Source organism: Haloferax sp. Atlit-109R (assembly GCF_003665865.1).
GTDB lineage: Archaea > Halobacteriota > Halobacteria > Halobacteriales > Haloferacaceae > Haloferax > Haloferax volcanii.
This window is the reverse complement of the sequence record NZ_QPLO01000001.1, coordinates 697803-710078: the sequence shown is the minus strand read 5'-3', so window position 1 is coordinate 710078 and position 12276 is coordinate 697803. Positions and strand designations below refer to the sequence as shown.

At 69.3% G+C, this 12276-nt stretch carries 14 protein-coding genes; 8 read left to right on the top strand and 6 right to left on the bottom strand.

Annotation, left to right across the window (positions count from 1 at the left end):
* Positions 1-23: 23 nt before the first annotated feature.
* On the top strand, positions 24-554 hold the full coding sequence (locus tag DVK03_RS03745; RefSeq protein WP_004044214.1) for a CinA family protein: 531 nt from the start codon (positions 24-26) through the stop codon (positions 552-554).
* Positions 555-624: 70 nt separating this feature from the next.
* A complete protein-coding gene (locus tag DVK03_RS03740; protein WP_004064917.1) occupies positions 625-1149 on the top strand; it encodes a metal-dependent hydrolase in 525 nt (174 codons plus the stop codon).
* Positions 1150-1205: 56 nt separating this feature from the next.
* On the opposite strand, the gene DVK03_RS03735 is transcribed toward DVK03_RS03740, so the two are convergent.
* Positions 1206-1970 carry a PHP-associated domain-containing protein gene (locus tag DVK03_RS03735; protein WP_188148151.1) on the bottom strand — a complete coding sequence of 255 codons (765 nt, stop codon included), beginning with the start codon at positions 1968-1970 and terminating at the stop codon, positions 1206-1208.
* A gap of 98 nt (positions 1971-2068) precedes the next feature.
* On the opposite strand from DVK03_RS03735, the gene DVK03_RS03730 reads away from it, so the two are divergent.
* A complete protein-coding gene (locus DVK03_RS03730) occupies positions 2069-2371 on the top strand; it encodes a hypothetical protein (protein WP_004044217.1) in 303 nt (100 codons plus the stop codon).
* 180 nt (positions 2372-2551) lie between these two features.
* Here DVK03_RS03730 and DVK03_RS03725 read toward each other — a convergent pair whose 3' ends face one another.
* The 5 genes from DVK03_RS03725 to DVK03_RS03705 form a co-directional block, all read right to left on the bottom strand.
* Positions 2552-3004 (bottom strand): transcription elongation factor Spt5, encoded by a 453-nt coding sequence (locus DVK03_RS03725; RefSeq protein WP_004044218.1) that lies wholly within the window; start codon positions 3002-3004, stop codon positions 2552-2554.
* 1 nt (position 3005) lies between these two features.
* Positions 3006-3179: a protein translocase SEC61 complex subunit gamma gene (locus tag DVK03_RS03720; protein ID WP_004044219.1), complete on the bottom strand. Its 174-nt coding sequence runs from the start codon at positions 3177-3179 to the stop codon at positions 3006-3008.
* Positions 3180-3359: 180 nt separating this feature from the next.
* Positions 3360-4499 (bottom strand): cell division protein FtsZ, encoded by a 1140-nt coding sequence (ftsZ, locus tag DVK03_RS03715; protein WP_004064924.1) that lies wholly within the window; start codon positions 4497-4499, stop codon positions 3360-3362.
* Positions 4500-4657: 158 nt separating this feature from the next.
* Positions 4658-5977 (bottom strand): D-aminoacyl-tRNA deacylase, encoded by a 1320-nt coding sequence (locus DVK03_RS03710; protein ID WP_006600608.1) that lies wholly within the window; start codon positions 5975-5977, stop codon positions 4658-4660.
* 195 nt (positions 5978-6172) lie between these two features.
* Positions 6173-7144, bottom strand: a complete 972-nt coding sequence (locus DVK03_RS03705) for a calcium/sodium antiporter (RefSeq protein WP_004064932.1) — start codon at positions 7142-7144, stop codon at positions 6173-6175.
* 174 nt (positions 7145-7318) lie between these two features.
* On the opposite strand from DVK03_RS03705, the gene DVK03_RS03700 reads away from it, so the two are divergent.
* The 5 genes from DVK03_RS03700 (at position 7319) to DVK03_RS03680 (ending at position 12262) form a co-directional block, all read left to right on the top strand.
* A complete protein-coding gene (locus tag DVK03_RS03700; protein WP_115802256.1) occupies positions 7319-8128 on the top strand; it encodes a shikimate dehydrogenase in 810 nt (269 codons plus the stop codon).
* Positions 8129-8172: 44 nt separating this feature from the next.
* Positions 8173-8949 (top strand): helix-hairpin-helix domain-containing protein, encoded by a 777-nt coding sequence (locus DVK03_RS03695; protein ID WP_115802255.1) that lies wholly within the window; start codon positions 8173-8175, stop codon positions 8947-8949.
* 93 nt (positions 8950-9042) lie between these two features.
* The gene (gene pabB / locus DVK03_RS03690) at positions 9043-10557 is read left to right on the top strand and encodes an aminodeoxychorismate synthase, component I (RefSeq protein ID WP_115802254.1); all 1515 of its coding nucleotides are present in this window, start codon (positions 9043-9045) and stop codon (positions 10555-10557) included.
* Positions 10554-11273, top strand: a complete 720-nt coding sequence (locus DVK03_RS03685; protein WP_115802253.1) for an aminodeoxychorismate/anthranilate synthase component II — start codon at positions 10554-10556, stop codon at positions 11271-11273. Before pabB ends, DVK03_RS03685 begins: the two co-directional genes overlap by 4 nt.
* Positions 11270-12262: an aminotransferase class IV gene (locus tag DVK03_RS03680; RefSeq protein ID WP_115802252.1), complete on the top strand. Its 993-nt coding sequence runs from the start codon at positions 11270-11272 to the stop codon at positions 12260-12262. The genes DVK03_RS03685 and DVK03_RS03680 overlap by 4 nt, the downstream gene beginning before the upstream one ends.
* Positions 12263-12276: the final 14 nt, after the last annotated feature.

Here is a 12276-nt window from a genome sequence, read left to right as displayed (position 1 = left end):
CCCGACCGCCCGTGGTCGGTCGTATGCGCGAGTTCGCATCCGACCCGCCCGAGGAGGTCCGCGCCGGCGACGCCCTCCGCGAGGCGGGCCACACCGTCGCCGTCGCGGAGTCCTGTACCGGCGGCCTCATCGGGTCGCTCCTGACCGACGTGCCCGGCTCCAGCGACTACTTCGACCGCTCGCTCGTCACCTACTCCTACGACGCCAAGCGCCACGAACTGGCGGTCTCGCGGGAGTCGCTGGACGAACACGGGGCCGTCTCCGAGGCCGTCGCCCGCGAGATGGCCGCCGGCGTCCGCGACGTGGCCGACGCGACGTGGGGGCTGGCGACGACGGGCATCGCCGGGCCGGAGGGCGGCCTCCCCGGCAAGCCGGTCGGCACCGTCTTCGTCGGCGTCGCCTTCGCCGCGCCGTGGGGGTCCGGCGACTCCTACGCCCGCGTCGAGCGCTTCGAGTACGACGGGTCGCGGACGCAGGTGAAAGAACGGATTGCGCGCGGGGCGCTGGCGCTCCTCCGCGAGGAAATCGAATCCGAGTCCGTCACGACCGGCTGAGCCGGCCGCACGGCCGCCGTCGGTCGGTTCCGTGGGAAAGCTTTGTATCCCGCCGGACCAGTCTGCATCCATGAACAAGAAGGGACACGTGCTCAACGCCATCCTGTTGGCGCTCGGGCTCGGCGTCATCCTCACCGTGGACCCGCGGTCGTTCGAACCGACGATGGATTCGGCGTTCCTCCTCGCTCAGAAAATCGGCCAACTGTCGCTTCCGGTCGTCCTCGGCGCGCTGTTTCCCGACGTGGACACCGCCTTCGGCAAGCACCGCAAGACGCTCCACAACCTCCCGGTGCTGGTGATATTCCTCGCGTTCCCGCTCGTCTTCGACAACCTCCAGTTCGTCTGGATTGGCGTCGCCACCCATTACGTCCTCGACATGGTCGGCTCGAAGCGCGGCATCGCGCTGTTCTACCCGCTGTCGCCGCAGGAGTACGACCTGCCGACCGGCGTGGCGACCAGTTCGAAACACGCCGACGCGGTGACCGTCGTCGTCACGGTCGCCGAACTCGGCGTTCTCGCGGGCGTCCACTACTTCCTCTTTTCGCTCGACGTGTCCCTCGCGGACGCCGCGGCGTCGTTCACCGCGGTGGTCTGAGGGCGGGGCGGCCGCAACGCTGGCGCGGTCGGGCGCGCTCGAAGATATGTTGCGAATCAGTAGACGCTCACGTCGTCGAACCGGCCGTCGTAGGCGATGTGATTCGGGTGTGTCGGCTCCATCCCCGAGAGCAGGAGTCGGTCGATTTTCCCCCACGAGTTCTCGTAGCCGAGGTGGGCGAACTCGGCCGCGCCGCGGAACCCGTGGGAGACGCCGGTGCGGCGGACGACCCGACGTTCGGCCCCCTCGCGGAGCGCGGCGACGAGGTCGGCCTCGGAGTCGATGTCGCGGTCGAACTCGGTCCACGCCTCACCGACGGTGCCACGGAGGTGCGCGTACGACGACGCGAAGCCGGGCAGCCCCGTCTCGCGGGCGATGTCGCGCCCGCGGCGGTTGTCCCGCGGCAGGGCCTTCGTGTTGTACGTCTCGACGGCGTCGATGTCGTCGCGGCGGGCGGCCACGTCCTCGGCGGTGAGACTCACCGTCAGGAACGTCGGGTGGGGGACGAGCGTCGCCGCGCCCTGCCGGTCGAACTCCGCGAAGGCTCCGTCGAGAGTGATGAAGTCGGGAACGGGGTCCGAGAGCCCGACCGCGAGGACGTGTTTGCGGTCGCGCCACGACCCCGTGAACACCTCGCGGGCGGGGACGACGAGCAGGTCGTCGTCGGAGAATCGCGCCGCGCGGGCGCGAGCGTCGGGCAGGCGGACGAAGTGCGGCGCGTAGACGAGCACGTCGATGCCGCGGGCTTTCGCGCGAGAGACCACCCGCTCGTCGAGAATCTTCACGTGCATATCGACCCGCGTCGTCGTGGTCGCGCTCACACGATACGGTCGGGTCAGCCACCAGTTAGTGGTTGCTATTTGTCGAACGGCGGCCGGTCGAAGAAACGGTTTTGTGGCTCACGGCCGTCGGGGGGAACATGTCCCGGTGGAAGTGCGGCATCGAAGGGTGTGACGGTCGGTTCGAAGACGTGGAAAGCGCGGTCATCCACCAGACGGTGGACCACGAGCGCCACGAGTGCAAGGTGTGTGGGACGGTCGTTCCCGAGGGCTACTTCGCGATTCGCCACGCCTTCGACGAGCACACCCGCGCCGAGTTCGTCCGCGCGTACGACGCCGATTCCTCGGCCGTCCGCATCCGCGAGGACGTGAAAGACGCCGTCGAGGCGGACGCGGACCTCAACAGCGTCGTCGAGACGCTCCGCGAGCGGGGCGCGCTGTAAGACCACGCGAGACCGGCGGGTCGCGGTCGCGGTGGGACGCGACGCTGCTCGCCCGAGACGGCGCTCGTCGGGGACTGTCGGGGGACATGGGAGTCGCCGGGGACGCGCCGCTACACCGCTCGTCACGCGCTGCGTCGAGCCGAAAACTGAGAGAGAAGAACCCTTCGTCGGGGCGGACGCTTACCGCTCTTCGGAGTCGAGGACGCGAATCTGGTCGCCGCGGACGGTGACCGGAATCGGAACCGTCGCCTCGTACAGTTCGACGGTGACCTGGTCTTTCGTCTCGTCGATGCGCTGGACGCGCGCCTTCTCGCCTTTGAACGGGCCGGCGATGAGCTCGACGATGTCGCCCTCCGCGATACCCTCCACGTCCGGCGTCGGCGAGAGGAAGTGCTCGACTTCGGCCATGCTGGAGGTGCCGACCGCGCCGCCGCTCTCGACGAGGCCGCGAGCGTGGGGAATCTCTTCGAGGACACGCGTGACGATGCCGTCGTCGTCGGCCTCGACCATCACGTAGCTCGTGAGCGAGTCGGGCGCGAGGACGGCGTGAATCTGTTCGAACTCCTTCGTCGCGATCATGTCCGCAACCGTCTGCTCCTGGCGAGCAGTGGTCTTCACGGCGAAGATGGGCATCTCAGACCCCTCCGGGGAGGAAGCTCATGACCGCGAAGATGATGAAGCCGAGCAGTCCGACGAGGAAGATACCCGCGCCGGCGATTTTGGAGATTTGGGAGAACTCCTGCCAGGACGGGGTGCTCGCGAGTTTCAACACGCGAACGTAGCTGTTCAGATCGTACTTGACGTCCATGTTGCTGGGGCCTACGGCGTCGGGCTTTTTCTATCTATTGATGCACCGGCGGGTGGGATTCGGAGCCGAACGCGGGCGAAAACGCCGGATTCGACGGCGTGACGCCGCTGTGCGGAACCTGAGCGGAGCGAAAAGGAAGCGCGTCGAGACCGCGAGCGCGGTGCGTGCGGGACGACTCGACTACTCGACGTAGTCGATGTCTTCGAGACGCTCTTCGGCCTGCGCCTGTGCCTCGCCGTTGCGGCCGTAGATTTGGGGCGACTCGACGCCGGTGACGACGATCATCGTCCGCATCATGCCTTCGAGTTCGTCGTCGACGGAGGTCCCCCAGATGATGCGCGCGTCGGGGTCGATGCGGTCGTAAATCTCCTCGACGACGCCCTCGGCCTCCTCGATGCTCATGTCCGAACCGCCGGTGACGTTGACGAGCGCGGAGTTCGCGCCGGAGATGTCCACGTCGAGAAGCGGCGAGCGGAGGGCGGACTTGACGGACTCCTGAGCCTTGGACTCGGAGTCGGACTCGCCGAGACCGATCATGGCGACGCCGCCGCGCTCCATGACGGTCTTCACGTCGGCGAAGTCGAGGTTGACGAGACCGGGCTTGGTGATGAGTTCGGTGATGCCCTTGACCGAGCGCATCAGCACCTCGTCGGAGACCTTGAACGCCTGCCGGACGGGGAGTTTGCCCACGGCGTCGAGCAGGCGGTCGTTCGGGACGACGATGACCGTGTCCGACACGTCGCGGAGCCGTTCGAGACCGGCCTCGGCGTTCGTCCGTCGCACCTCGCCTTCGGCCGTAAAGGGCGTCGTGACGATGGCGATGGTGAGCGCGCCCGACTCGCGGGCCGCCTTGGCGACGACGGGAGCCGAACCGGTGCCGGTGCCGCCGCCGAGTCCGGCGGTGACGAACACCATGTCGGAGCCCTCAATGGCGTCGTAAATCTCCTCTTGGGATTCGAGGGCGGCCTCCTCACCGACCTGCGGGAGCGAGCCCGCGCCGCGGCCCTGGGTCTTCTGCTCGCCCATGAGAATCTTCGTATCGGCCCCGATTTCCACGAGGTGCTGCACGTCGGTGTTGGCGGCGACGAGCTTCGCCCCCTTGATTCCCTCCTCGTGCATCCGGTTGACGGTGTTACCGCCGGCACCGCCGCACCCGACCACCGTGATGTTGGTCTGGAGGTCTTTGAGAACCGCTTTCAGTTCGTCGTCAGTCATCGTCCCGGACCGGTTGATGTTGGCCGCGCCGTCGACCTGAGCCGACTCATCCCCCATGTCCTCGGCCTCGGCCTCGTCAATTGCGTCGCCGACGATAGAGTCCATATTTATGGAGACGGTTTACGGAGGACGACTAATTATCTTTCCCCCTTGCGTCAGACATCTGTCCGACGCGCCGTCGATTCGTGCCGAAACGTGACATGTGAGCCCGCGGCACAGACCGTCTCTCCGGCCGAAATCGGTCGGCCGCCTCCCGATGGCGACTACACCGAGAACTCGACGAGCCGCTCTTTCGACACGTCCTCGGGCGCGACGGTCTCGCCGTCGACCTCGACGGACTGCCCGGCCGAGAGCTTGCCGAACGCCGGCCCCTCGGGGACGCCGAACTCGCGTGCGGCGGCGGGGTCGAAGGCGCGCGTGGTCGCCGTGACCGCCCCGTCGTCGCGGACGACGCTGTCGTATTTCTCGCGCAGCACGTCGCAGAGCCGCGACACGAGTTCGTCGTAGCCGTCGCCCGCGACCGCGGCGCGGCCCACCGCGCGCGTGCCGCCCTCGGTCGTGTGGAAGGCGACGGTGGTCTCGCGGACGGCGGAGAGCGCGGCGTCGAGGTCGATGCCCTGCGCCTCGCCGAGCAGGCCGTCGGGCAGCGAGACGACCTCGTAGTCGTCGGCGTCGACGCGCGCGCCGAAGCGGAGGCCCTCCTCGACGGTCGTCACGTCGGCTTCGAGGGCGGCGACGCGGTCGAGGGGGACGCCCGCGGTCTCGCGGACCCACGTCTCGGAGACGACCCGGAACCCCTCGGCTTCGAGGGCGGCCGCGAGGTCGTCGCGGTCGCCGTCGACCAGCGCGAGGTCGGCCGCCGACGCCTCGAACGCCCGGCGGAGCACGTCGCGGTTGTCCTCGGGCGCGCCCATCGCCTTGAGTTGCCAGTCGGCGGCGATGTGGCCGACGCGCCAGTCGGTCTCGTTGAGGACGCGCTCGAACCGCGGGGCGTAGTGGCCGCCGCCGAAGCCGACGAGTTGGCGGTCCGCGTCGGGCGCGACGCCCTCGATGTCGAGGACGGCCGCCGCGACCGCGCGGGCTCCCTCGGGGTCGCCCCACTGCGCCTCGTCGCTGCCGAGTTCGACGAACATCGAGGGAACCGTCGGCTCGGTCGGACCGTGGTGGGTCGCCTCGATGCCGACTTCGTAGCCGTCGGGGGCACGGTCGCGGAGCGCCTCGATGACGGCGCGCTGGGCGTTAGGGCACGCGCGGGCGAATCGACCGGGGTCGCCGCCGTAGTCGGCGGGGCCGAAGTTCCCGGTGAAGTGCGCGGTCAGAAGCGGGCCGGTCTCGCCGGCGTGCCGGGAGACGACGACGAGGAGGTCGAGGTCGGCGTCGAACGCCGCGGCGGGGTCGTCGAGGTCGATGTGCAGGTCGTCGAACTCGCGGAGTTCGAAGCCGTCCCGGGCGAAGACGGTGCCGCCGCCGTCGGCGTCGGGTCGGTCCCCGTCGGTTCGTTCGTCCCAGTCGGCGAGTTCGAGCAGGTGCTCGCCGATGTGAACCGATGCGCTGTCGGCGCGGCTGACGACGATTCCAATCACGGTACGAGGGTCGCCGAGGGCGGCGAAAAGGGCGTCGGAAGCGGCGAGGGCGGCCGGTCGGTCCTCGTCGCGGCCGGGACCTCGGTCGCGCCGTCGTCGCCGCGGACGCGCCGGTCATTGGCGACCGCGGAGGTCGTGGCCCCGAACTCTCCCGAGACGGGCGCGAGTGACGAATGTCACCGCGACAGACACCGATTACGGGAGGATGAGCCAGAAGAAGACGAGATAGCCGCCGACGAGGATGCCGCCGTCGAATCGGGACACGTTGTGGTTGCGGAGCATCAGCGCGATGACCCCGAAAGTGAACGCGAGGAGCGCCGGGAAGTCCAGCGAGATAGTGCTCGCGGGGACGTTCACGGGGACCATGATGGCGAGGATGCCGAGGACGGCGACGACGTTGTAGATGTTCGAGCCGACGACGTTGCCGATGCTGAACTCCGACTCGCCGCGGACCGCGCTGATGACCGACGCCGCGAGTTCGGGCAGCGACGTGCCGAACGCGAGGACGGTCAGCCCGATGAATCGCGGACCGAACCCGAAGGCTTCGAGCAGTCCCTGCCCGCCCTGAATGAGCCAGTTCGAGCCGACGAACAGGAGGAGCAACCCGAGACCGAGATAGAGCACGTCCTTGAACTGCGCGGACACCTCGTCTTCGTCTTCGATGTCGATTTCGTCCGTGCCGAGGGCGTCGGCCTTCGCGGACCGCGCGCGGTAGAGCAGATAGCCCGTGAACGCGACGAGGATGAGCAGGAGGACGACCCCGTCGGCGGCGCTGAGGTTTCCGTCCATGCCGAGCGCGACGAGCGCGACCGCCGCGGCGATCATAAACGGGACGTGTCGGCGGAGCGTCGTCGTCGAGACGCCCATCGGCTGGATGAGCGCCGAGATGCCGAGCACGAGACCGATGTTGGCGATGTTGGAGCCGACGATGGCACCGAGTCCGAGGTCGGCGCTGTATCCCAACCCGCTCAGGACCGCGACGAACAGTTCTGGCGTCGTCGTCGCGAACGCGACGATAGTCACACCGACGATAGCCGCCCGGAGACCGAGACCGATTGCGAGTCGGGAAGCGCCCTCGACGAGCGCTTCGGCCCCGAGATAAAGCCCGACGATACCCGCCACGAGGAGCGCGGTATCGAAGGAAAGCAAGGTTGCGAGTGCCGACATACGCGGGAGTAGACCCACGGGAGACCAAAAGCGCGCCGGTACACGGTACGCCCGCGACGAACTCTCACGGGAGCGCGAAACCGGCCGCCTACCGGTCTCGCAAGCGCGGTCCGAGTCCCGGCGGAATCCGACGCGGGCGGGCGAGTTATATCGTCGGCAGGTCACCTCCCGCCCATGCAAGTCTACGGTCTCGTCGGCAACCCGGTCGGCCACTCGCTGTCGCCGCCGATGCACGAGGCGGCCTACGAGGAAACCGGCCTCGACGCGCGGTACGTCACGTTCGAACCCGCCCGCGACGACATCGCGGCCGCCGTCGGCGGCGCGGACGCCCTCGGCGTCTCGGGGCTGAACGTCACCATCCCGTTCAAACAGGACGTGCTCGAACTGGTCGACCCCGACCCGCTGGCCGAACGCATCGGCGCGGTCAACACGGTCGATTTCGGCGGGGAGACGCCGACGGGCTACAACACCGACGCGGCGGGCGTCACCCGGTCGTTCGAGCGCCACGGCGTCGACCTCGACGGGACGGACGCCGTGGTCGTCGGTGCCGGCGGGGCGGGTCGCGCCGCCGCGTTCGCCCTCGCCGACGCCGGCGCGTCGGTCCACGTCGCCAACCGGACCGCCGAAACCGCGGTCGAACTCGCCGCGGCCGTCCCCGGTGCGACCGGCGGCGGACTGGACACGCTCGACCGGATTCGGGAGGCGGACGCCCTCGTCAACGCGACCAGCGTCGGGATGGAGTCGCCCGACGAGACGCCCGTCTCCGCGGAGTACCTCCACGGCGACCTCGCCGTGCTCGACGCGGTCTACACGCCGCTTGAAACGCGACTCCTCCGCGAGGCGGCCGCGGCCGGCGCGGTCACCATCGACGGCGCGTGGATGCTCCTCTTGCAGGGCGTCGAAGCGTTCGAACTGTGGACCGGCCGCGACGCCCCCGTCGAGTCGATGAACGCCGCGCTCCGGAACCACCTCGAAAGCGACTGAGGCCGCCGGTTTTTAAATAACGGGATTGCATAGGAGAAGGTAACATGGGCTTGCTTGACACTATTTCGTCGTTCTTGAAATCCCTCGTTGGTGGCGACTCGTCGTCCTCCTCGTCGGACGGACGTGACGACACGGCGACCGTTACGGTCGAACGCGACACCAGAACCGAGCGCGAGGAGCCGGACACCGAAACCGAGGCCGCGGTGAAAGAGTCGGTCGAGGAGACAGAATCGGCGGACGAGACGGCGGACGAAGAGGCCGACGACGCGGTCGAACCCGAGGCCGACGCGGAGCCCCACGCGGACGACGAGGACACCCGCGACGACGCCGAGGTGGCGGCCGACGCCATCGAGGAAGCCGAACCGGAGGACGAAGCAGTCGAACCGGAGCCTGAGTCCGAGTCCAAGTCCGAGGTCGAAGTCGAAGTCGACGGCGAACCTGAGGTCGAGGGCGAACCGGAACTCGAAGACGAGGACGAGTCTGAATCCACCGACGCCGACGAGGACGAGGACGAGGACGAGGACGAACCCGAGGAATCGGACGAAGAAGGGACCGAAGCGGAAGACGCGACCGAGGACGAGGAATCCGACGGCGCGGAGGTCGAAGACGAAGAGTCCGACGACGAGACGGCCGACGACGCCGACGCGCCCACCGTCGACACGATTCGCGGCATCGGCCCGGCGTACGCCGAACGCCTCTCGGAGATCGGCATCGAGACCATCGCGGACCTCGCGGCGGCCGACGCCGACGAGGTCGGCGACGAAATCGACGTGTCACCGAAGCGGGTCCAGCGCTGGATCGACCGCGCCGGCGAGGCGTAACCGACGCGGCTGTTCTCCCGACTGACGACCGCTTTCGACAGCTCGTCGATACGTCGCGAAACCGTTTACCCGGCGGACGGACTGGTGTGGGTAATGACCGCACCGACCGTCGTCACCGACCGCGACGACTTTCGCGCGACCGCCGCGGTCGCGTCACCCGGCGCGCGCGTCCCCGTCGAGGTCCGCGTCGCCGTCTCGGACCCCTTCGACGCCTATCGACGCGCCCGCCGGGATGCCGGCGGCTTCTTCTACGAGACGACCGGCGGGCAACCCGGCTGGGGGGCCTTCGGCGTCGACCCCGCGGAGCGCCTGACCGCTGACGCCCCGACCGACGACGACTGGGGAGACCCCGGCGTCGACACCGCACCGAGCCTCGCCGCGCTCGAATCGTTCGTCGATTCGGAGACGCTCGTCCGCGGCGACTGCGACGCGCCGTACCCCTGCGGCCTGTTCGGCTGGCTCTCGTACGACGCGGCCCGCGAACTCGAATCGCTCCCCGAGCAGACGACCGACGACCGGGGACTCCCGCACCTGCAACTCGGCCTGTACGACCTCGTGGCGTCGTGGGCGGAACCCCGGCCCGACGACGGCGAGACGACGCTTCGCGTCACCTGCTGTCCGGCCGTCGAGGCCGACGAGAACCTCGACGCCGTCTACGACGAAGCCCGAGCGCGAGCGACCGACCTCGCCGTCGAAGCGGTCGAAGGCGACCCCGCGCCCGTCTCCGCGCCCGTCGAGGCCGACGAGGCGACGTTCGAGAGCGCCTGCGGCCGGGAGGCGTTCGCTGACCGCGTCCGCGCCGCGAAGGGGTACGTCCGCGACGGCGACACGTTTCAGGCGAACCTCTCGCAGCGACTCGTCGCGCCCGCCGCGGTCCATCCGGTGGACGCCTACGCGGCGCTCCGGAAGGTCAACCCCGCGCCGTACTCCGGCCTGCTCGAACTCCCCGGCGTCGACCTCGTGAGCGCCAGCCCCGAGCTCCTCTTGCGCGTCGAGGGCGACCGCCTCGTCACCGAACCCATCGCCGGCACCCGCCCGCGGGGGGCGACGCCCGAGGAAGACGAGGCGCTTGAGGCCGACCTGACGGCCGACGAGAAGGAGCGCGCCGAACACGCGATGCTCGTCGACCTCGAACGCAACGACCTCGGGAAAGTCTCGGAGTACGGGTCGGTCGAGGTGACGGAGTACCGCCGGGTAGACCGCTACTCGGAGGTGATGCATCTCGTCTCGCTGGTCGAGGGGACCCGCCGCGAGGGGACCAGTCTGGCCGACGCCATCGCCGCGGTGTTCCCCGGTGGGACCATCACGGGCGCGCCGAAGCCCCGGACGATGGACATAATCGACGAGCTCGAAGCCACCCGGCGCGGCCCTTACACCGGGAGCATGTTCGCCGTCGGCTTCGACGACCGCGCGGTGCTGAACATCGTCATCCGGACGCTCGTCCGCTTCGAGGACGAGTACCACCTCCGCGTCGGCGCGGGCATCGTCCACGATTCGGACCCCCAACGCGAGTACGACGAGACGCTGGCGAAGGCGCGGGCGCTCATCACCGCCATCGACGAGGCGCTGGGCGAGCGCGCGAACATGACCGTGGGGACGGAGCGATGACGCGCATCCTCGTCGTCGACAACTACGACTCGTTCGCCTACAACCTCGTGCAGTACGTCGGCGAGGCGGTCTCCGAGGCGCGGGGTGGTGACGAGAGCGCGGATGGGAGCAGTTCGGACGGCTCAGACGACGTGCTCGTCTATCGCAACGACGCGCTCTCGACCGACGACGTGCGCGACATCGACCCGGACGGCATCGTCGTCTCGCCCGGACCCGGCACCCCCGCGGAGGCCGGCGTCTCGGTGTCGGTCTTCCGCGACCTCGACTACCCGACGCTCGGCGTCTGTCTCGGCCACCAGTCGCTGTGTGCCGCCCTCGGGAGTCGCGTCGGCCACGCGCCCCACGTCGTCCACGGGAAGCCCTCGCTCGTCGAACACGACGGCGCAGGGGTCTTTTCGGGGCTCCCCGACCGAATCGAGGTCGGCCGCTACCACTCGCTCGCGGTCGAACACGAGGACGTCCCACCCGAGTTGGCGGTGACCGCCTACACGGTCGCAGAAGGGTCCGAGGCCGGGGGTTCGGACGGCGACACGGGAACCGAGGGCGACGAACCCGCGGTCGTGATGGGCGTTCGTCACCGCGAGAAGCCCCACGTCGGCGTGCAGTTCCACCCCGAGAGCATCCTCACCGATTCGGGGAAGGACATCGTCCGCAACTTCGTCGCGCTCGCCGCGGGCGACGGCCCGGCGGCGGAGGCGTGGGAGGGAGAGCGATGAGCGACGACGGAGTTGGAGACGGCGATGGCGACGCCGACGCCGACACCGGTGGGCGGTCGCTTCGCTACCACGTCGACGGCGACCTCGTCCCCGCCGAGTCGGCGTCGATTCCGGTCACGGACCGCGGCTTCCTCTACGGTGACGCGGCCTTCGAGACGCTCCGCGCCTACGGCGGCGAGGTGTTCCACTGGGACGCCCACGCCGACCGACTGGCCGAGACGTGCGACGCGCTCGGGATGGACCACGGCCTGTCCGACGACGACCTTCGCGCGCGAATCGACGAGACGCTGGCGGCGAACGACCTCGACGAGGCGTACGTCAGGCTCTCGGTCACCCGCGGCAGTCAGGGTGGCCGCCTCACGCCGGCCGAGGCGGTCGACCCCCGCGTGGTCGTCATCGTGGAACCGCTCTCCCGCGGCGGCCGCGGCTCCGACCCGGTGTGGGACGGCCCCGCGACGGTCCAGACGGTCAAGACCCGGCGCATCCCCGACCGGTCACTCCCCGCGCGGGCGAAGACGCACAACTACCTCAACGGCATCCTCGCCCGCGTCGAACTCCGCGTCACCGGCGCGGACGAGGCGCTCATGCTCGACGCCGACGGCTACGTCACCGAGGGCGCGACGAGCAACCTCTTTTTCGTCGACGATAACGCGCTCTGCACGCCGAGTCTCGACGGGCCGGTCCTCCCCGGCATCACCCGGCGCGTCGTCCTCGACCTCGCCCGGCAGGAGGGCATCCCGATTCGGGAACGGCGCTTCACGCCGGACGACGTGCGCGACGCGAACGAGGCGTTCCTCACGAACTCGACGTGGGAACTCCGACCCGTAGAGACGGTCGACGGCATCGAAGTCGGTGACGGCCCGGTGACGAAACTGCTCTCGCGGCTCTACGACGACTACGTGGAGCGACGCCACTACGGCGGCGACGGGGGCAGCGATGACGCCGACAACGGTGGCGACGCCGACAGCGTCGGCGGCGACGAGAACTGAGAACTGCTGTCGCG